The following is a 19,131-nucleotide window of genomic DNA, read 5'->3' as shown; positions in this document are numbered from 1 at the left end:
GTCCGTGCGCGTCAACCGTGCCGGCCGGGAGCGTCGTGGCCGTGCTGGTCCTTGCCGGCCGAAACTTGGGCGACCCGGCGAGGTCGACCGTCGCGCCGGGCCGTGATCCGGAGCGCCGTCGGGCTCATCTGACGTGATCCACAGGACGATTTGGGGGAGCCTGCGATGTACATCGGTCTCGATCTGGGAACTTCGGCGCTGAAGGCGATCCTCGTCGATGACGACGAGCGCATCCTCGCCGAGCATTCGGTGCCGCTGGAGGTGTCGCGGCCCCATGATGGCTGGGTGGAGCAGGACCCCGCTGCCTGGGTCTCGGCGGCCCGCGTCGCGCTGCGGGCGATCCGGGAGCAGCACGACTGCCGGGGTCTGAGAGGTGTCGGACTTTCGGGCCACATGCATGGCGCGACGCTGATCGACGCCGAGGGAGACGTGCTCAGGCCCTGCATGCTCTGGAATGACACCCGCGCGGCGGCGGAAGCGGCCGAGATGGACGCCGATCCCCGGTTCCGCAAGGTGACGGGCAACATCGTCTTCCCGGGGTTCACCGCGCCCAAGGTCGAATGGGTCCGCCGCCACGAGCCGGAGGTCTTCGCCCGGATCGCCAAGGTGCTCCTTCCCAAGGACTACCTGCGCTATGCGCTGACCGGCGCCCATGTCTCCGAGATGTCGGACGCGGCAGGCACCGCCTGGCTCGACACCGGCGCGCGGGACTGGTCGAACGATCTGCTGTCGGCCTGCGGGCTCACCCGCGACCACATGCCCGCGCTGGTCGAGGGCAGCGCGCCGTCAGGCGACCTCCGCGACAAGCTCGGCATCGAGCTCGACCTGCCGGACCTCGTGGTGGCTGGGGGGGCAGGGGACAACGCGGCGGCAGCCATCGGCGCGGGCGTCGTGCGGGACGGCGAGGCCTTTCTGTCCCTGGGCACCTCGGGCGTGCTTTTCGCCGCCAACGGGGGATACCGGCCCGATCCCGCGACAGCGGTTCACAGCTTCTGCCACGCCGTGCCCGGGACCTGGCACCAGATGGGGGTGATCCTCGCCGCGGCCGACGCGCTGGCCTGGCTCTCGCGTCTCACGGGGCGATCCTCGTCCGACCTGACGGCCGGTCTCGGCCCGCTCCGCGCCCCCGGCCGGACGCTGTTCCTGCCCTATCTCGGTGGCGAGCGGACGCCACACAACGACGCCCACGTCCGCGGCCAGTTCCTGCATCTGGACCATGCCACCGACGCCACCGAGGCCGCCCGCGCCGTGCTCGAAGGCGTGGCCTATGCCTTCGCCGACAGCCGCGACGCGCTCGCCGCCACGGGCACGCGCATCGACCGGGCGCTGGCGCTGGGGGGCGGCTCCCGGTCGGCCTACTGGCTCGATCTTCTCGCCAGCGTGCTGGGCTTCCCGCTCGATCTGCCGGAGGCGGGGGAATTCGGCGCGGCGCTCGGCGCCGCCCGCCTCGGCCGCATGGCCGCCACCGGCGACGGCGCGGAGATCGCGACCCGACCGCCCGTGGCCCGCAGCCACGATCCCGACCCCGCCCTTGCTGATGCCTTCGCCGAAGGGCTCGCCCGCTACCGCGCCGCCTATGCGGCCCTGAAGGACCTCTGAATGGCGCGCTTCGCCTCTCACGTATCTGGCCGGAGATATCCCGGGGGGACCGGGGGGCTGGCCCCCCGGCCGCGCCCGGGGCCCGTGCCGCCCCTGACCGGAAAGGACACAGACCCATGACCGACTTCTTCGCAGGCATCGACCCCGTCCGTTACGGCGGTCCCGAGGCCGACGGCGACCTTGCCTTCCGCCACTACGACCCCGAGGAGGTCGTGCTGGGCAAACCGCTCAAGGACCACCTGCGCTTCGCCGCGGCCTACTGGCACTCCTTCGCCTGGGAGGGGGGCGATCCCTTCGGCGGGCAGACCTTCCTCCGGCCCTGGCACCCCCAGGACGACATGGGCCGCGCGAAGATCAAGGCCGACGCGGCCTTCGAGATGTTCCGCATCCTCGGCGTGCCCTTCTTCTGTTTTCACGACGCCGACGTGCGCCCCGAGGGGGCGACCTTTGCCGAGAGCCGGGACAACCTCTTCGAGATTGTCGACTATTTCGGCCCGAAGATGGAGGAGACCGGTGTCAAGCTCCTCTGGGGCACGGCGAACCTCTTCTCGCACCGCCGCTGGATGTCGGGCGCCGCGACGAACCCCGACCCGGACATCTTTGCCTATGCCGCGGCCACGGTGAAGGCCTGCATGGAGGCTACGCACCGGCTGGGTGGACAGAACTACGTCCTCTGGGGCGGGCGTGAGGGCTACGAGACGCTCCTGAACACCGACATGGGCCGCGAACGTCGGCAGGCGGGCCGTTTCCTGCAGATGGTCTGCGACCATGCCGACAGGATCGGCTTCGACGGCACCATCCTGATCGAGCCGAAGCCGCAGGAACCGACCAAGCACCAGTACGACTACGATGTCGCCACGGTCTACGGCTTCCTCAAGGACTTCGGGCTGGAAACCCGCGTGAAGGTCAACATCGAGCAAGGCCACGCGATCCTCGCGGGCCACTCGTTCGAGCATGAGCTGGCGCTGGCGCGGGAGCTGGGCATCCTCGGCTCCATCGACATGAACCGCAACGACTACCAGTCCGGCTGGGATACGGACCAGTTTCCCAACAACGTCCCGGAGGTGACGCTGGCCTATTACGAGATCCTGCGCGCGGGCGGCTTCACCACCGGCGGCACGAATTTCGACGCGAAGCTCCGGCGCCAGTCGCTCGATCCCGTGGACCTGATCGCGGCCCATGTGGGCGGCATGGACACCTGCGCCGCGGGGCTGAAGGCCGCGGCCCGGATGCTCGAGGACGGCAGGCTCGAGGCTGCGCGCGCCGAGCGCTACGCCGGCTGGGAAAGCGCGGAGGCCAAGGCCATGCTTGACGGCGATCTTGCGGGAGCCGCGGCCCGGGTCGAGGCCGGCGGCGTGGAGCCCGAGCCGCGCTCGGGCCGGCAGGAGCGGCTGGAGAACCTCGTCAACCGCTATCTCTGAGCTTCCGGGAGCCGGCGCGGATTGCCGCGCCGGACCGCCTGCGGCGAGAGCCCTGTCAACTTGCACAGCGCGCGCGACTGCCCTGGCCGAGGACGTGGACGGGCGCGCGTTTCGGACACCACCGATATCGCCGCCTGCTGTGGATGCTGGTCGCGGCACGGGGCCATCAGGCCTGCGCCTCGAGAAGGTGGGCGGCCAATAGCTGTCTGATCGGTTCCGCGTGCTCTTCCGGGCGGGCACGGAGTTCGAGGCAGACGGAGAGATGACCGTCCCTGATCGGAAGAATGAACTGCTGGAAATGTCCGTAGCGCACGACGAGCCAGGCAAGCCCCCCGCAATCGAGGTTTCCCCTGTTGGCCGCGAGGTTGAGCAGGGCAGGGTTCACGAACAGTTCCTCATACCTGTCGCTCTCGACCGACGAGGACTCCGAAATGCCGTCTCGCTGACGTGAGTGCAGTCGGCCAGCCCTGAGCAGCGAAACGTACCTTATGTCCGATGACACGCCGAAGAGATCCGAGACGAGATGCTGAAGGTCATGATCGTCCCGTTCTGGTCCGGGTCGCGTCGTCTGTGTCATTTTCCGAACTCCGCAAGTCGAGGATATCAGGGGATCCCCGGACACGCCGGCACGTCAGTTCCGATCGACGCTCACCTTCGTTGGGACCGGCGCTTCATTGTCGGGAAAGGTGCGCGGATAGCTCCTGCAGCACGGCATCCGGTGCCTCCAGCTGAGGGAGGTGACCGAGGCCCCGCAGGGGAGTCAGAGCCACACCGACCCGCTCGGCGAGCGCCATCCCGCGGGACATCGGGATCCACGGGTCATCGGCTCCCCACAGGATCGCGGCAGGACACCGGAGCGCGCCATATTGCGGCTCCATCTCCGCCGTGAACACCTCGTCCGCGAGCTCGAACTGACGCCAGAACGCCGCTCGTCCTGCGGGTGCAAGCCATGGCGCCTCGAGCCCATCGGCCGGGAGGGCATGCACCAGCGCGCTGTCGATGTATGCGCGGACGATCGCGGCATGGATGTGCGGAGGAAGCCCCGTGAACGCCGGGAGATGGGACTTCACATGCTCGAAGAACGCGGACCCCCAGGGTCTCATTGCCACGACATTCATCAGGACGAGGCTGGCGAAGTCCCTGCCATGCAGGAGATGTGCCCGAAGCGTCACCGTGCCGCCGAAGTCATGGGCGACTACCGTCGGAGCGTCCAGTCGCCAGTGCTCCAGCATCTCGGCGAACACTTCGCCCTGAACCACAAGCGATGGCGGACGACGGGGAGAAAGCTCCGAGCGTCCGAACCCCGGCATGTCATACCAGTGGACCCGGAATTGCGTCGAGAGCGCGGGAATGATCCGATGCCATGAGAAGGAAGACCATGGCCAGCCGTGGGCGAGGACAAGCGGCGGTCCGTCTCCCGCGACGCCGCAGGCGACTTTCCCGGCCGATGTGGAAGCGGCGGCATCGAGGTTCCAGTGCCCGGTCGGTTCGCGGCGCCTGTCCTGCATCCTCTGACTCCGTTTCTGCCGTTTGCTCGCAGCCGTCGCGGAGCCCGCCTCGGCCCGCAGCAGCCGACGTATAGCCGGCTTGCGCTAGATAGACAAGTCGGTCTAATCAGCATCATGCGAGAATCAGCGACCGAACGACTGACCGTGACCGCAGCGCGCCTGTTTCAGGAACGCGGCCTGAACCGTGTCGGCATCAACGAGATCATCCGAGAGGCGGACGTTGCGCGGATGTCCCTCTACAACAACTTCAAATCCAAGGAGGATCTGGCGCTCGCGGCCTATGGGGCCGTTTCGAAGAGCCGCCAGGACGCGGTCGATGCTGCCATCGCAGCATCGGACGGGCCCGAAGCGGCGATCCTCGCCATTTTCGACCTTGCCGCCGACCTGGCAGGCGGGGCGTCGTTCCGGGGGTGTGCCTTCATCGACCTCGCGGCTCACGCCGCGGTGGACGACGCGCGTCTGATCGACCTCGTGCGCCGTCACAAATCGGCGCTTCGCGGCCGGTTCTCACGCCTCGCTGAGCGGGCCGGGGTAGCCGATCCGGAGAAGACCGCGAGGCAGCTTCTCGCGCTCTGGGACGGATCCCTGACAGATGCCTTCATCGAAGGCGACGCAGCGCCCGTTTCGGCGGCGCGTTGCGCAGCCGAGCATCTCCTGAGCCAAGGCAAATGATGTCGAAGGATGCGACAGCCTGGCTCGTCGTCGCAGGCCTGTCGCTCGGCCCCGCGGTCAGCAACGGCCTTTCCCGCTTTTCCTATGGCCTGATCCTGCCCGCCATGCAGGCCGACCTTTCCTGGAGCTTCACGGAAGCAGGCTGGCTCAACACGGCGAATGCGGTCGGCTATCTGCTGGGCGCCGTGTCGACCCTTGCCTTGATCGACCGCGTCGGCCCCAGGCGCATTCTGTCCATCGGCGTTGCCGCGACGCCGGTCGCGCTGGTCGGGTCCGCGGTCTTCGCGGATCTCTGGATGCAATCGGTGTTCCGGGTCGCCGCGGGGATCGCAGGCGCCGGGATCTTCATATCCGGCGGCGCGATGGCCGCGACGCTGTTCCGCGGCGAACCAACCCGGAATGCCCTTGCGATCAGTCTCTATTTCGGCGGCGGCGGTCTTGGGATGATCGCGAGTGGCGCGGTACTCCCTGTCCTGTTCGACCGGTACGGCGTCGGTGCCTGGCCAACGGCGTGGCTGATCCTCGCAGGCCTGTCCGCGCTTGCCGTCTGGCCGGCGCTCCGGGCGGCGAGAGAATGCCCCGAGCCGGCCCGCGTCCACTTCCTGGTCGCCCAGCGACTGCCGGTCATGAGGATGATCCCGGCAGTGCTCGGCTATTTCCTGTTTGCTGTCGGCTACATCGTCTACCTGACCTTCCTCGTGGCCTTGATGCACGAAGGCGCAACGAGGGCCGGGTTGATCGCGGCGTGCTGGACGCTGCTCGGCCTCGGCGTGATCGCGGCGCCGTTCGCCTGGCGGGATGTCGTGGCCCGGAGTGCGGGTGGCGGACCGCTCGCACTGGCCTGCCTTGCGACCGGGGCGGCCACGCTGCTGCCGATCGGTCTACCCGGCTCGGTTCCGGCCCTCGTCGCGTCCGTCGTGATCTTCGGGCTCTCGTTCTTCATCGCGCCGACGGCGGTGACCAGCTTCGCACGCAAGAACCTCGATCAGTCGGCATGGGGGCGAGCCGTCGGCATGTTCACGGCCGTTTTCGCGCTCGGCCAGATCCTCGGGCCGGTTCTTGCCGGATCTGTCTCGGATCTGACCGGGTCGGTCGCTCACGGAATGGGAGCGGCAGGTCTCGTCCTGATTACCGGAGCCGCACTGGCCGCCCTGCAGTGTCCATTGGCGACCCGGCCCATCGTCGAAGGAGCTTGAGGCGCATCATGTTTCAGGCCGCATTCATGTTGCGCCCCGGCCCGACAGACGCGGAGTTCGAAGCCTACGCGGTCATGTCCGTCCTGCTCGTTCTCTCCATCGTCCTGGTCTGGATGCCTTTGCGATGAGCCGTGCTCTTCTGCCGATCGCGCCCGTCGATTCCAGCCGACAGGATGGTCTGGCCGCCGAAGTGTGGATCGCGGTCACGGATCGCCCGCGCCCTTCTGGCCGGCGGTTCGATAGGCAGAGGGCGAGGTTCCGAAGAACTTCCTGAACCTCGTGGAGAAGTAGTAGGGGCTCGAGAAGCCATTCGCCGCGGCGACCTGCGAGACGGTCCAGTTCGACGACTGGAGCATCTGGGCAGCGCGGGTGAGTTTCACGCTCTCGATATAGGTTTGCGGTGTGACCTGCATCTGGCGCCGGAAGAGCAGGGTGAAGTGCGACCGGGACAGGCCGACCTCGTTTCCGAGGCTTTCCACGTCGAGCGGTTCGGACACACGCTCGCCGACGATGACGAGAGCCTTGTGGATGCGCTCGTCCGTCGAGGTCTGGCCGAACCGTGGATTGAGCGGATCGGCAAGGATCAGGACCCGTTCAAGCGCATTCATGGCCGCGTCGAGGCGCAATCGCCCGGGACCGTTGGCGACCTCGATCATTCGCCGCAGTTCCGCCTCGATCTCGGCATGGGTGTCGGAGGCCTGCAGGATGCCGATCCCGGGCGACAGCAGCGGCCAGGACATCCACCCGATCCAATGCGGCCGGGGTCGAAAATGGACCCAGATGTTCCACCAGTCTGAGGCATGCCGGGCGTAACCGTAGTCCTGGGGTGTGCGCGGCGAAAACAGCAGAAGGTCGCCCTTGTCGAGGGTCCGGACCGTCCGATCCGGAAGACGGACGCGGCCGTGACCGTGGAGGGTGAAGACGAGAAGCCAGTCCTCGGTCCCGTTGGGTCGAACCGCCCGGTTGGTCATGCGGTCGTTCGGAAGCTGCCCGGCGATGATCGGTGACGACAGGGGCGCTTTCGAGGGCCTCTCAAGCACGCGGAAGATATCCCTGCCTTGCTGCGTTCCCCGGTCTGAAACCTCTTCGGCGCGTCATTCCCGATCCTGCGGGTCGTTCTGAAGATGCTGCGGGATTGTAGGGCCCCCCTGTCCGGGCTGTCCATCAGCGAATGGAGGCAGGGCCTTCGATATTGTCCGCTTTCCGGTGTCGGCAGACACCGCCGCGACGCCCGCTCCGCACGCCGAACCGCGCGCGGAGGGGTGTCCTCCATTGTCGCGATACGCTGCGTCGCAGCAGGAGCAGTCGGGTCCAGGGCAGTTGTCCTCATCCCCGGGCGCCTCGACGGGCCACGGCCGCGCTTCGAGGTACCGCGGTCGGATGCTGTGAGATCGTGCTGCGATTCGCGGCATTTGCGGCGTGGCGTGCGATCCTGACGGGTGATCCGATCCCGTTGTCCTTCGATATCGACCGGTAGTCATCCATTCTTCGCCGGTCTGGCCGGGGCGTCGTTGACAGCTCTGAGCCTCGCCCCGGCATTCTGGCTGTCAGGATGGAGCGCGCACCTGCGCGGCCGTGTCGAGGGGAGGAACACGACATGCCGGCAATGACTCGTTTGGCCGATGACCGGGGCGGATCGCGCCGCGCGGCCCTGGCACTGGCGGGGGGCACGGCGATGGCCGTCGCGCTCACGACCTCGGGCCTGGCCCAGTCGGCACCCGTGGAGATCACCATGTGGTCCTGGGTGCCGAACCTGCAGGAGCAGATCGACCTCTTCGAGGAGCGCAATCCGGACATCGACGTGAATCTCGTGAACGCGGGGCAGGGGGCGGCGCAGTACATGGAGCTCCGCAACGCGATCCGCGCGGGCCGAGGCGCGCCCGACGTCGTACAGATCGCCCTCGATACGCAGCCGACCTTCCAGATCACCGGTGCGCTGCTGGACATCGGCCTGCTGGGCGCAAACGAGGTTGCCGACGATTTCGTCGAATGGGCCTGGGCGCAGGTGTCCGCCGGCGGGGCGGTCTACGGGATCCCGTGGGACAGCGGCCCGATGGGCATCATCTACCGGGGCGACATCTTCGACGAGGTCGGGATCGCCGAGCCCGCGACCTGGGACGAGTTCCGCGCCGCGGCGGAGACGCTCCGCGCCGAGCGGCCGGACGCCTACATCACGACGGCCGCCTTCAGCGCCGGGGCGTGGACCATTGCCCTCTTCTGGCAGGCCGGCGCCCGTCCGTTCGAGATGATCGACGAGACCACGATCCGGATCACCATGAATTCGCCCGAGGCCCGGCAGGTCGCAGACTACTGGACCGGACTGATCGCCGACGATCTCGTGGATACCAGCGCGATCTTCAACACCGACTGGTACAGTTCTCTCGACCGCGGGCGCATCGCCTCGTGGATCACCGCGGCCTGGGGACCCTCGCTGCTGTCGCAGTTCACCTCCGACAGCATGGGAAGCTGGCGGGCGATGCCGCTGCCGCAATGGGATGCCGCGGCCCCCGCCGCGTCGAACTGGGGCGGCTCCACGATCGCGGTCATGGGATCGACAGAGCACCCCGAGGCGGCTGCCCGGCTCGCGCTGTTTCTCGGGGCGGACACCGACGCGGCGCAGATGTTCATCGAGCGGCAGGGCCTCTTCCCGGTGCTGAAGGAGAGGCTGGCCAGCGACAGCTTCCTGGACGCGACGATGGAGTTCTATGGCGGCGTTTCCTACAACCAGGTGTTCGCCTCGGCGTCCGAACTGATCGACACGAGCTTCGAGTGGAGCCCCTTCAACGATCATGTCTACCAGGTGCTTTCCTCTGAGCTGAGTGCGGCGGCGGCGAACGGCGGCGACCTGTCCGAAGCCCTCGACCGGGTCCAGGAGGAGCTGGTGACCTATGCCCGCGCCCAGGGCTTCACGGTCGTCGAATAGGGACTCGAATGGCACCGGGCCCGAGGACAGATGGCGCGACGCTCACGGCCTCCGCGCGCGTCGCGCCGGCCCGCGCGACGCGGCGCCGGCGGCTCGCGCGCGTGCCGCTGGCGCCCTACCTCTTCTGCCTGCCCTTCGTCCTTGCCTTCCTCGCGATGGTCATCTTCCCGATGGGCTACGCGGCCTGGCTGTCGCTCTTCCAGGAACGCATGGTGGGAGGCACGATCTTCGTCGGGCTGGCCAACTATGCCTTCGTCATAGCCGACCCGAAGTTCTGGCGCGGCATCCAGAACGTGCTCTGGTTCGGGATGGTGCAGATCCCGGTCATGCTGTCGCTCGCCCTGGTTCTCGCACTGATCCTCGACAGTTCCCTCGTCCGTGCGCGGGGACTGTTCCGGGCGGTGTTCTACATGCCCTACGCGGTGCCCACGGTGATCGCTGCGCTGATCTGGGGCTACCTGTACGGACCGAGCTACGGACCCTTCACGCAGCTCGCGGACGCGATGGGGTGGAGCCGGCCCGCCTTCCTGACGGAGCGCGGGATGCTCTGGTCGATCGGCAATATCGTGACATGGGAATATACCGGCTACAACATGATCATCCTGTTCGCGGCGCTCCAGGCCGTGCCCAGGGACCTCGAAGAGGCCGCCTCTCTGGACGGCGCGGGGCCGGTGGCCTTTGCCCTCCACATCAAGCTGCCGCTCATCGTGCCGGCACTGATGCTCTGCGCGATCTTCTCGATCATCGGGACGTTCCAGCTCTTCAACGAGCCGCAGATCCTGCAATCCCTTGCGCCGCAGGTGATCCGCACCGACTACACGCCCAATGTCTACGCCTACTCGCTCGCCTTCACGAGCATACAGTACAATCTCGCGGCGGCGGTGTCCTTCGTGCTCGCGGCGATCCTCGCCGTGGTCTCCTATGTCTTCATCCGGCTCACCTCCCGCTTCGGGGCGAGTTTCTGATGGCCGGGCTCGCCCCCCGGGCGGTGGCCAACGGCTACCGGCGCGAGCGCATTGCGGCCTATGCGCTGCTCACGCTGTTCCTGCTCTATTCCCTGCTGCCGCTCTACTATCTCGCCGTCTCCGCGACCAAGACCAACACCCAGCTCTTCTCCAGCTTTGGGCTCTGGTTCGCGGAGGATCTGAATCTCGGCGCGAACCTCCGTGCGCTCTTCGGCCATGACGACGGAGTCTTTCTGCTCTGGATGCGGAACTCGGTGGTCTATGCCCTGGCGTCCGGTTTCGGAGCGGCCGCCATCTGCACCGCCGCGGGTTACGCGCTGTCGAAGTTCCGCTTTCCGGGGCGCCGGGTGATGTATGCGGCGATCCTCGGGGCGGTGATGGTCCCGAATACCGCGCTGGTGATCCCGCTGTTCCTGCTCTTCGCGAACCTCGGGATCACCGACACCTGGGGCGCGGTGATCCTGCCCTCTGTCGTGTTTCCCCTCGGGGTCTACCTGATGAAGGTCTATATCGACCAGGCCGTGCCGGACGAACTGCTGGACGCGGCGCGGATCGACGGTGCGAGCGAGGCCGGCATCTTTGCCTCGATTGTCGTGCGCCTGGCGATGCCGGGGATCGTCACCGTGCTTCTCCTGGCCTTCACGACGACCTGGAACAACTACTTCCTGCCCCTCGTGATGCTGTCGAGCCCCGAACTGATGCCGATGACGGTGGGCCTCGCCCAGTGGAACGCTCTCGCCAGCGCGGGAAGCGGCGGGCAGGCGCTGTTCTCCATCGTCATCGCCGGCGCGCTCGTGGGCGTTCTGCCCGTGATCGCCATGTTCCTGCTGCTTCAGAGGTTCTGGCAAGGCGGTCTTGCGACTGGGAGCGTCAAGTGACCCGCGAATCGAAGGAGAAGTGGCGGCCATGGGCGCGGTGACGATCCGGGACCTGCGAAAGAGCTTCGGCGCGCTCGACGTGCTGCAAGCCGTAGATCTGGAAATTGCGGAAGGAGAGTTCCTCGTGCTCGTGGGGCCCTCGGGCTGCGGCAAGTCCACCCTCCTGCGGATGATCGCGGGGCTCGAGACCGTCTCGAGCGGCGAGATCTGGATCGGGGGCGCGGACGTGACCGAGGTCCTGCCTCGCGACAGGAACATCGCGATGGTGTTCCAGTCCTACGCGCTCTATCCGCACATGACCGCGGCCGAGAACATGGGCTTCTCGCTGAGGCTCCGCCGCGCCCCGAAACCCCGGATCGCCGAGGAAGTCGACAAGGCGGCCGGTGTGCTGAACCTGCTCGACTATCTCAAGCGAAAGCCGAGGGAGCTGTCCGGCGGACAGCGTCAGCGGGTCGCCATGGGGCGGGCCATCGTCCGGGATCCGAAGGTCTTTCTCTTCGACGAACCGCTGTCGAACCTCGACGCAAAGCTGCGGGTCCAGATGCGGACGGAAATCCGGGCGCTGCACCGTCGGCTGGGGGCGACCACGATCTACGTCACCCATGACCAGATCGAGGCCATGACCATGGCAGACCGCATCGTGGTGATGAACGGGGGACGCGTCGTCCAGGTCGGGTCTCCGCTCGAACTTTACGACCGGCCGTCGGACATTTTCGTCGCGGGCTTCATCGGCAGCCCCTCGATGAACTTCGTCCCGGCGCGGATCGAGGGCGACGCGGCGGTCGTCGAGAACGGCGGTCCGGGCGCCCGGTTTCCGCTCGGCGCGATGGCGTCCCGGCTGCCCGGGGCGGTAAAGGTGACGCTGGGGATCCGGCCGGAGCACCTTTCGCTCGGATCGTCCAGCCTGCCGACGCTCCGCACCCGGGTCGAGGTGGTGGAGCCGACGGGCGCAGAGACACTTCTGTCGACCCGACTTGGCGGAGTGGAGGTGGTCGCGGTGGTCCGGGACCGTGTCGCGCCGGGGATCGGTGAGGAGATCGACCTCTTCATCGAGCCCTCGAAACTGCACTTTTTCGACAGCGAGGGCCGCGCGCTCGCGCCGCTCGACCGAGCGACCGGAGGACCGAGATGACCGATCGATCCATCGAAGGAAGTCTGCACCCGCGCGGCACGGCCGGAGGGCCCGCCTCGACAAGGGGCCGCGACTACAGCCTGACCGGACCCGAGGCGCGCCGTGCCGTAGAGATCGGTCTCGCGTCGGCGGAGTGGTATCATTCCGACGTTCCAAGGAAGGTGATGAAGGACCTGATGCGCCGCACCGATGGTCCGGCGATCCGGGATACGGTCCTCTGGCTCGTCCTGCTGGTCGGGACCGGGTCGGCAGCGGTCGCGCTCTGGGGGTCGTGGTGGGCGCTTCCCGTGTTCCTTGTCTACGGGCTTCTCTACGCCTCGGTGGCGGATTCCCGTTGGCACGAATGCGGCCATGGCACGGCGTTCCGGACTGACTGGATGAACGACGCGGTCTATCACTTCACCTCGTTCCTGCTGATGCGCAATCCGGTGAACTGGCGCTGGAGCCACGCCCGGCACCACACCGACACGATCATCGTGGGCCGCGACCCGGAAATCCTGCTCATGCGGCCGCCGAACATCCTTGCGAAGACCTTGGCCTTCGTGGGCCTCCCGCACGTCTTTCTCGGATTCGCCACCCTTGTGCGGAACGCCTTCGGCAATCTTAGCCCGGCGGAGCGCGACTACATCCCCGCCTCGGAGTGGCCGAAAGCGGTGTTCTGGGCGCGGGTCCATGTGGCGATCTATGCGGCGACCATCGGTCTGGCGTTCGCAACCTGGTCGATCCTGCCGCTGCTGCTGGTGGGCGGGCCGCGTCTCTACGGGTCCTGGCACGTCCTGATGACCGCCTTCCTGCAGCATGGCGGACTTGCGGAGGACGTCCCGGACCACCGGCTCAACACCAGGACGGTCTACATGAACCCGGTCAGCCGCTGGATCTACTGGAACATGAACTACCACGTCGAGCACCACATATTCCCCATGGTCCCATACCACGCGTTGCCCCGCCTGCACGAGCTGATCAAGCACGACCTGCCGCCGGCGAACCCGTCGATCCCGCAGGCTTACGGCGAGCTTCTGCGCGCGCTCTGGCGGCAGCGGCGGGAGCCGGATCACTACATCCGCAAGTCCCTGCCGCCCGGCGCGCAGCCCTACCGGGACGAGTTCCACAGCCTCGACATCCGCCGCGCCTGACCGGGATCGGGCGGCGAGGAAACACTTCAGACACCAGGAAGACTGACAGATGGCGACCACACCGATCAGATGGGGCATCATCGGCCCCGGCACCATCGCCGAGAACTTCGCGGTCGGTCTGTCCCAGATCGGGACGGGGCGGCTTCACGCCATCGCCAGCCGCAGCGCTGACCGCCGTGCGGCCTTCGGTGACAGGCACGGCGTCGCGGTTGGCAAGCGGTTCGAGACCTATGCCGAGCTCGTCGCCGACCCCGAGGTGGATGCCGTCTACGTCGCCACACCGCATCCATGGCACGCGGAGCTGGGCCTTCTCGCCCTGCGTGCCGGGAAGCCCGTCCTCGTGGAAAAGCCGGCGGGCCTCAACGAGGCGGAGGTTACGGTCCTGGTCGAGGCGTCGCGGCAGGAGGGCGTCTTCTTTATGGAGGCGTACATGTACCGCTGCCATCCCCAGATCGCCCGCCTGATCGAGGTGATCGGGTCGGGGCGGATCGGCCGCGTCGAGCACATCCGGGCCTCCTTCGGCTTCGACGCCCGCGCCAATCCGCAGTCCCGGGTCCATGCCTACCATCTGGCCGGCGGCGGCATCATCGACGTGGGCGGCTACCCGCTGACCGGGGCGGGCCTGGTGGCCGGTGCCGCCATCGGACAGCGCTTCGCCGCGCCCGAGAGCCTGAGGGCCACAGGCCGCCTCGGCGCGACCGGGGTGGACGAAATCTCCCATGCCTCGGCCGTCTTTCCGGGCGACATCACGGCGGAACTTGCCTGCGCGATCTGCCGGGTGATGGAGAACACGTTCCGCGTCGACGGAAGCGAGGGCAGCCTCCTGCTGACGAACCCCTGGGTTCCGGGCCGGAACGAAGGCCCCTCGGACACGACGATCCGCATCACGACCGCCGCGGGCGAGGAGGAAGAGGTCATCCGCCATCCGTGGCAGCTCTTCGCCTTCGAGGCGGACGTGGCGAGCCGGGCTATTGCCGAGGGCCTGACAGAGCCTCCCGCGCCCTGCGTCTCCCATGCCGAGAGCATCGCGACCGCGGCTGTCCTCGACCTCTGGCGGCGCGAGGTGGGATATCGCACCTTCGCGGAGTCACCGGGAGTGGTGCGCCGCCTTGCGGGCTCCCTTCCCAAGGGGCTTCCCGAAGTGCCGCGCCGCGCGATCGACGGCGTCGATCTTCCCCTCAGCCAGTTCGTGATCGGCTGCGACAACCGCAACACGCCCGCGGAAGGCGCAGTGATCTGGGACGCCTGGATGGAGGCGGGGGGAAATGCCTTCGACACGGCCTTCGTCTATGGCGGGGGGCAGCACGAGGAGGTGCTGGGTCAGTGGATCGCCTCGCGGAAGGTCGCGGACGAAATCGTCGTGGTGGTGAAGGGCGGCGTCACGCCCTACTGCACGCCCGACGCGATCGAGGCGCAGCTCGACATTTCGCTGGCGCGGCTCGGCCTCGACCGGGCGCCGATCTACATACTGCATCGCGACAATCCCGATGTACCCGTCGACGAGTTCGTCGATCTCTTCGACCGCCTGCGCAACTCGGGGCGGGTGGGTATCTGGGGCGGGTCGAACTGGAGCACGGGGCGGTTCGCCGCGGCACGCGAGGCCGGCCGGCGCAGCGGCAAGCCCGGGCCGCGCATCCTGAACAACAACCTCTCCCTCGCCGTCATGGAGCGGCCGGTCTGGTTCGGCTGCATCTCGTCAAACGATCCCGCCAGCCTCGCCTTCCTTGCCGAGAATGACATCGTCCATCTGAGCTGGTCCAGCCAGGCCCGAGGCTATTTCCTGCCCGAACCCCTGCGCCACCGCCTCCCGGTGGAGACAGCACCCGAGTCCTGCTTCGGCAGCGCCCGGAACGAGGAGCGGCGCCGCCGGGCCGAAACGCTCGCCCGGGCCCGCGGGGTGGAGGCCAACCACGTCGCTGCATCCTGGGTCCTGTACCAGCCGTTTCCCTCGTTCGCGCTGATCGGGCCGCGCAGCCCCGGTGAACTCGCGTCCACACTGCCTGCGCTCACTCTCGGGCTGTCGCCCGAGGAGCGCGCCTGGCTCAACCTCGAGACCGACAGCGCCCCGGCGGCGCTCGTCGCCTGAAAGGCACCTGCATGTTCATCGCAACGAATGTCTACGGCTGGACCCAGATCGCGCGCCGCGAGGGGCGGGACTACGACCGCGCGCGGGCCATGGCGGATGCGCGGGCCGCGGGGCTGTGGGCACCTTGCAGCATGACCGGGCCGCGCCGCGTCCTGATCATCGGCGCCGGGGCCATCGCGCACCACCACGCCGCGGCTGCGCGGCACCTGCCGGATACGCGACTGCTTGCGGCCGATCCGGCGCCGGAGGCCGAAGACATGGTGCCGGCCTATCTCTTCCCGGCATCGTCCGGCGCGCGCTACGTGACGGCGAAGGCCTTCGCCGTGGACGGCGGACTGCTCAGCTGATGGGCCGGAGCGGGGCTGGCGGCAGGCCGGACGGCCACGACGAGCCGAACCGATGGCCGGGGGCCGGATCGACGTGCCTCCTGGCGTCTGCACGAGATGCACGCGGTCGGTCCGCCGGCCGGCCGCGACCCGCAAAGCGCTCTGCGCAGGACCACAGGCCGGGGACCCGGCGTGACGGTGTGCGGAACTCCGGTGACAGGGCAGGGCCCCTTCCGGATGTCCGGTCGCGATGACTGTGCATCGAGACATGGAGACTAAGGAGATGTGGTTATGGCCGACTGGGTAGATGTCTGCTCTCTGGAGGAGCTGGATCCCGAGGACGTGATCCGGTTCGATCACGACGACCGGACCTTTGCCGTCTACCGCGCGGAGGACGGCTCGCCTCACGCGACCGAGGGGCTCTGCACGCACGAGAAAGTGCATCTGTGCGACGGCCTCGTCCTGGGCGACGAGATCGAATGCCCGAAGCACAACGGACGCTTCAACATCCGCACGGGCGCAGCACAGCGCGCGCCGGTCACCGTCGACTTGAGAACCTTCCCGGCCCGGATCCGGGAGGGGCGGATCGAGATCGAGATCTGAATCCATGCTCCGTGTCCTGCTCCCGGCAGGCTTGGCGATGGTCGAAAGTCGGGGCGCGGGCGGGCCATGGCCATGGCCGAAGCGTTCCGATCGGTCGGGATCGGGCCCGAGCCCGCCGCTGGAGAGGCGTCGATGGCCGCCCGCGGGAACATGCGCCCGTGTCACGAACGGCAAGGCAGGTTGCCGGACAGGCTTCAAGTGCCGTGTCGCTCGGTCCTGCCGGGGGCCGGCGCCGCCGCATTGACGCTGTCGGCATCGAGAATGTAGCCGAAGCCGCGGACGTTGCGGATCAGTCGGGGACCCAGCGGCCCCTCCATCTTCTTGCGCAGATATGCTATGTAGACTTCCACGATGTTGGTGTTCGGGTCGAAATCGTAGCCCCAGACGTTGTTGAGGATGTCCATCCGGCTCACGACGATTTCGGCATTGTCGACGAAATACTCGAGCAGGTTGAACTCCGTCGCGGTCAGCCCGAGGTCGCGACCGCCGCGCCGCGCGACCTTGCGCGCCCGGTCTATGATGAGGTCGGCATAGCCTGCGGGCAGAACGGCCTGGGTGCCGCGACTGCGCCGCAGAAGGATTTCGATCCGTGCGAGCAGTTCCTCGAAGGCGAAGGGCTTCGTCAGGTAGTCGTCGGCGCCCGAGCGCAGGCCCTCAAGCTTTTCCTCCAGCGCGTCGCGGGCGGTCAGCATCACGACGAGGACGCCGTCCCCCGTCGCGCGCAGCCGGCGGCAGAGGTCGATCCCCTCGGCATCGGGCAGCATCCGGTCGAGGATCACGAGGTCCACGTCGCCGTCCCGCAGGTTGTCGAAGAGACCCGCTCCGTTGGGCGCGACGACGACCTCGTAGCCTTCGGCCGACAGGCCGCGGCTCATGAACTCGGCAATCTCGGTATCGTCCTCGACGATCAGGATTCGGGTGTCGCTCATGCTGCCGTCTCCGTCCTGGTCTCCGCGAGCGGCAGGTCGATCCGTACCGTCGCGCCCTTCTCCGGTGCGCTGTCGATGGTGATGGACCCGTCGTGTTCGCCGACGATCCATTGCGCGATGGCGAGGCCGAGCCCGGTGCTGCGCCCCGACCGACCGCCGCCGCCTTCGCCGCGAAAGTAGCGGCGAAAGGCATTCTCCAACTCGTCAGGGGTGAACCCCGGCCCCTCGTCGGAGACCGTGACCTTCGCCCGCCCGTCGTGTCGCGCCAGTTCCAACCGGACGGTGGAGCCTGCGGGCGCGAGGCGGATCGCGTTGTCGAGCGGTATCAGGATCGCCTGGCGCAGCCTGTCGGCATCGCCCTCGACCACCACCGGCTCCGATGTCTGGCGCGGCGACAGGGTGATCCCGGCCCGCCCCGTAAGGCCATGACTGTCCAGCACCACGTCGGCAAAGACGTCCTGGAGGTCGATCGGCACGCGCTCGACCTGGATTGCCCCGGCCTCCGACCGGGACAGAAATAGCAGGTCCTCGGCCAGCCTGCCCATCTGATCGGTCTTGCGCACCACCTGCGCCAGCGCCTCGCGCAGCCGGTCCGCGCCTCCGTCCTGGGAGCGCAGCGCGACCTCCGCCGTGCCGCGGATGATCGTGAGCGGGGTACGCAGTTCGTGGCTGATGTCTGCGAAGAACTGCGCGCGGTCCGAGTCGAGCCGGCGCAGCCGCGACACGGCCGCCTCGAGCTCGTCGCTGCGCTCACGCAGTTCGCTCGTGCGTTCGGCCACCTGCGCCTCGAGGTTGCGCTTGGCTCCCATCAGCCGTTCGCGCTGCGCCCGGATCTGCGCCGTCATCTCGTTGAAGCGCGTCGCGAGGTGGCCCAGCTCGTCCCGGCGACGCAGGTGGAGGACATGGTCGAGGTCCCCGCGGCCGACGGCATCGGCGCCTGCGGCGAGCGCCGCGATCGGCCGCGAGATCGTCCGGTGGACGATGACGGCGTTCGCCAGCACCAGCAGGGCGGTCGCGGCGACCATCGCAAGGGCGAGCATCCTCAGCCGGTCCGACAGGACAGCCGAGGCCGCGATCGCCCTCTCGACATCCTCACGCTCGCCAAGGGTCGCGGTCTCGATCAGCTGGCCGAGGGCGCTGTCGAACCCGTCCTCGATCCGCTCACGATAGAGCCGCTCCGCCTCCGCGCGGCGGCCCGCCTCGAGAAGGCGCCCGGCCTCCTGCCACCCGAGTTCCAGATTGGCGACCGCGTCGCGCATCGCCTCGAGCCGTCCGATCTCCTCCCGCCCGCGGTCGAGCTCCGCCGCGTCGGACAGCTCGTCCTGTTCCATGCGCACGAGGAGCTCCTTGTGGGCGAGGGCGGCGAAGAGCCCGGCATGCGCCTCCTCGATCTCGGCAGGGTCGGTGCCGAGTATGAAGAGTTCGGCCACCTGCTCCGAGTAGCGGTTCGCCCGGGAATCGATGAGGTTGATCGCGCGGATCTGTTCGTAGGAGGATTGCAGCTCGCGCACGTTGGCGTCGCTGACCCGCAGGATCGCGATGATCGCCAGCGCGACGACGACGGCCAACCCCGACATCGTGGCGTGGCTGGCAAAGAGCTTGGTCCTGATCTTCATCTCAACAGTCCCGGGAGATCCGACAGGCGGTCGGGAAATCGGCGGTTGGCCGCGGATGTCGGCAGAATAACGCCGCCGATGGCGCGGCAAAACCGGACGCCGGAGCCTCTCGTGGGATTCTAATTTGAAGACGACGAAATAACC

General features: G+C 67.9%; 17 protein-coding genes. 12 read left to right on the top strand and 5 right to left on the bottom strand.

The window, feature by feature from the left end; all coding sequences use genetic code 11:
- Positions 1 to 165 precede the first annotated feature (165 nt).
- Complete coding sequence (gene xylB / locus EAT49_RS12770; RefSeq protein ID WP_123642723.1) at positions 166 to 1,599, top strand: xylulokinase; 1,434 nt, start codon at positions 166 to 168, stop codon at positions 1,597 to 1,599.
- Positions 1,600 to 1,715: 116 nt separating this feature from the next.
- A complete protein-coding gene (gene xylA / locus EAT49_RS12765; protein ID WP_123642722.1) occupies positions 1,716 to 3,020 on the top strand; it encodes a xylose isomerase in 1,305 nt (434 codons plus the stop codon).
- Positions 3,021 to 3,186: 166 nt separating this feature from the next.
- On the opposite strand, the gene EAT49_RS12760 is transcribed toward xylA, so the two are convergent.
- Positions 3,187 to 3,597, bottom strand: a complete 411-nt coding sequence (locus EAT49_RS12760) for a hypothetical protein (protein ID WP_123642721.1) — start codon at positions 3,595 to 3,597, stop codon at positions 3,187 to 3,189.
- A 94-nt stretch (positions 3,598 to 3,691) separates the two neighbouring features.
- On the bottom strand, positions 3,692 to 4,528 hold the full coding sequence (locus EAT49_RS12755) for an alpha/beta fold hydrolase (RefSeq protein WP_123642720.1): 837 nt from the start codon (positions 4,526 to 4,528) through the stop codon (positions 3,692 to 3,694).
- Positions 4,529 to 4,672: 144 nt separating this feature from the next.
- On the opposite strand from EAT49_RS12755, the gene EAT49_RS12750 reads away from it, so the two are divergent.
- Both EAT49_RS12750 and EAT49_RS12745 read left to right on the top strand, forming a co-directional pair.
- Positions 4,673 to 5,200, top strand: coding sequence for a TetR/AcrR family transcriptional regulator (locus tag EAT49_RS12750; protein WP_185020747.1), 528 nt, complete (start codon positions 4,673 to 4,675; stop codon positions 5,198 to 5,200).
- Positions 5,197 to 6,396 (top strand): YbfB/YjiJ family MFS transporter, encoded by a 1,200-nt coding sequence (locus EAT49_RS12745; protein ID WP_123642718.1) that lies wholly within the window; start codon positions 5,197 to 5,199, stop codon positions 6,394 to 6,396. The genes EAT49_RS12750 and EAT49_RS12745 overlap by 4 nt, the downstream gene beginning before the upstream one ends.
- Before the next feature lie 203 nt (positions 6,397 to 6,599).
- On the opposite strand, the gene EAT49_RS12740 is transcribed toward EAT49_RS12745, so the two are convergent.
- Positions 6,600 to 7,436, bottom strand: coding sequence for an AraC family transcriptional regulator (locus tag EAT49_RS12740; RefSeq protein WP_123642717.1), 837 nt, complete (start codon positions 7,434 to 7,436; stop codon positions 6,600 to 6,602).
- Positions 7,437 to 7,993: 557 nt separating this feature from the next.
- On the opposite strand from EAT49_RS12740, the gene EAT49_RS12735 reads away from it, so the two are divergent.
- The 8 genes from EAT49_RS12735 (at position 7,994) to EAT49_RS12700 (ending at position 16,442) form a co-directional block, all read left to right on the top strand.
- Complete coding sequence (locus EAT49_RS12735; protein WP_185020746.1) at positions 7,994 to 9,319, top strand: ABC transporter substrate-binding protein; 1,326 nt, start codon at positions 7,994 to 7,996, stop codon at positions 9,317 to 9,319.
- A gap of 8 nt (positions 9,320 to 9,327) precedes the next feature.
- A complete protein-coding gene (locus EAT49_RS12730) occupies positions 9,328 to 10,284 on the top strand; it encodes a carbohydrate ABC transporter permease (protein WP_123642715.1) in 957 nt (318 codons plus the stop codon).
- On the top strand, positions 10,284 to 11,162 hold the full coding sequence (locus EAT49_RS12725; RefSeq protein WP_123642714.1) for a carbohydrate ABC transporter permease: 879 nt from the start codon (positions 10,284 to 10,286) through the stop codon (positions 11,160 to 11,162). The genes EAT49_RS12730 and EAT49_RS12725 overlap by 1 nt, the downstream gene beginning before the upstream one ends.
- Before the next feature lie 28 nt (positions 11,163 to 11,190).
- The gene (locus EAT49_RS12720; RefSeq protein ID WP_123642713.1) at positions 11,191 to 12,294 is read left to right on the top strand and encodes an ABC transporter ATP-binding protein; all 1,104 of its coding nucleotides are present in this window, start codon (positions 11,191 to 11,193) and stop codon (positions 12,292 to 12,294) included.
- Positions 12,291 to 13,427, top strand: coding sequence for a fatty acid desaturase family protein (locus tag EAT49_RS12715; RefSeq protein WP_123642712.1), 1,137 nt, complete (start codon positions 12,291 to 12,293; stop codon positions 13,425 to 13,427). Before EAT49_RS12720 ends, EAT49_RS12715 begins: the two co-directional genes overlap by 4 nt.
- A gap of 49 nt (positions 13,428 to 13,476) precedes the next feature.
- Positions 13,477 to 15,513 carry an aldo/keto reductase gene (locus EAT49_RS12710; RefSeq protein ID WP_123642711.1) on the top strand — a complete coding sequence of 679 codons (2,037 nt, stop codon included), beginning with the start codon at positions 13,477 to 13,479 and terminating at the stop codon, positions 15,511 to 15,513.
- Between the two features lie 11 nt (positions 15,514 to 15,524).
- The gene (locus EAT49_RS12705; protein ID WP_123642710.1) at positions 15,525 to 15,860 is read left to right on the top strand and encodes a hypothetical protein; all 336 of its coding nucleotides are present in this window, start codon (positions 15,525 to 15,527) and stop codon (positions 15,858 to 15,860) included.
- Between the two features lie 270 nt (positions 15,861 to 16,130).
- Positions 16,131 to 16,442, top strand: a complete 312-nt coding sequence (locus EAT49_RS12700) for a MocE family 2Fe-2S type ferredoxin (protein ID WP_123642709.1) — start codon at positions 16,131 to 16,133, stop codon at positions 16,440 to 16,442.
- A 194-nt stretch (positions 16,443 to 16,636) separates the two neighbouring features.
- Here the strand turns inward: EAT49_RS12700 and EAT49_RS12695 are convergent, their stop codons facing one another.
- Positions 16,637 to 17,371 carry a response regulator transcription factor gene (locus tag EAT49_RS12695; protein WP_123642708.1) on the bottom strand — a complete coding sequence of 245 codons (735 nt, stop codon included), beginning with the start codon at positions 17,369 to 17,371 and terminating at the stop codon, positions 16,637 to 16,639.
- A complete protein-coding gene (locus EAT49_RS12690; protein WP_123642707.1) occupies positions 17,368 to 18,987 on the bottom strand; it encodes a sensor histidine kinase in 1,620 nt (539 codons plus the stop codon). Before EAT49_RS12690 ends, EAT49_RS12695 begins: the two co-directional genes overlap by 4 nt.
- Between the last annotated feature and the right edge of the window lie 144 nt (positions 18,988 to 19,131).

Origin of the sequence: Histidinibacterium lentulum, assembly GCF_003789055.1 — a bacterium.
Lineage (GTDB): Bacteria > Pseudomonadota > Alphaproteobacteria > Rhodobacterales > Rhodobacteraceae > Oceanicola > Oceanicola lentulus.
Note: the sequence above shows the minus strand (reverse complement) of the source record. Positions and strands in the feature narration are given on the sequence as shown.

Excerpts from the sequence above, each read along its gene's own strand:
- xylB (WP_123642723.1), top strand. The coding sequence starts at position 166 with ATGTACATCGGTCTCGATCTGGGAACTTCGGCGCTGAAGGCGATCCTC.
- xylA (WP_123642722.1), top strand. The coding sequence starts at position 1,716 with ATGACCGACTTCTTCGCAGGCATCGACCCCGTCCGTTACGGCGGTCCC.
- EAT49_RS12760 (WP_123642721.1), bottom strand. The coding sequence starts at position 3,597 with ATGACACAGACGACGCGACCCGGACCAGAACGGGACGATCATGACCTT.
- EAT49_RS12755 (WP_123642720.1), bottom strand. The coding sequence starts at position 4,528 with ATGCAGGACAGGCGCCGCGAACCGACCGGGCACTGGAACCTCGATGCC.
- EAT49_RS12745 (WP_123642718.1), top strand. The coding sequence starts at position 5,197 with ATGATGTCGAAGGATGCGACAGCCTGGCTCGTCGTCGCAGGCCTGTCG.
- EAT49_RS12735 (WP_185020746.1), top strand. The coding sequence starts at position 7,994 with ATGCCGGCAATGACTCGTTTGGCCGATGACCGGGGCGGATCGCGCCGC.
- EAT49_RS12730 (WP_123642715.1), top strand. The coding sequence starts at position 9,328 with ATGGCACCGGGCCCGAGGACAGATGGCGCGACGCTCACGGCCTCCGCG.
- EAT49_RS12725 (WP_123642714.1), top strand. The coding sequence starts at position 10,284 with ATGGCCGGGCTCGCCCCCCGGGCGGTGGCCAACGGCTACCGGCGCGAG.
- EAT49_RS12720 (WP_123642713.1), top strand. The coding sequence starts at position 11,191 with ATGGGCGCGGTGACGATCCGGGACCTGCGAAAGAGCTTCGGCGCGCTC.
- EAT49_RS12715 (WP_123642712.1), top strand. The coding sequence starts at position 12,291 with ATGACCGATCGATCCATCGAAGGAAGTCTGCACCCGCGCGGCACGGCC.
- EAT49_RS12710 (WP_123642711.1), top strand. The coding sequence starts at position 13,477 with ATGGCGACCACACCGATCAGATGGGGCATCATCGGCCCCGGCACCATC.
- EAT49_RS12705 (WP_123642710.1), top strand. The coding sequence starts at position 15,525 with ATGTTCATCGCAACGAATGTCTACGGCTGGACCCAGATCGCGCGCCGC.
- EAT49_RS12700 (WP_123642709.1), top strand. The coding sequence starts at position 16,131 with ATGGCCGACTGGGTAGATGTCTGCTCTCTGGAGGAGCTGGATCCCGAG.
- EAT49_RS12695 (WP_123642708.1), bottom strand. The coding sequence starts at position 17,371 with ATGAGCGACACCCGAATCCTGATCGTCGAGGACGATACCGAGATTGCC.
- EAT49_RS12690 (WP_123642707.1), bottom strand. The coding sequence starts at position 18,987 with ATGAAGATCAGGACCAAGCTCTTTGCCAGCCACGCCACGATGTCGGGG.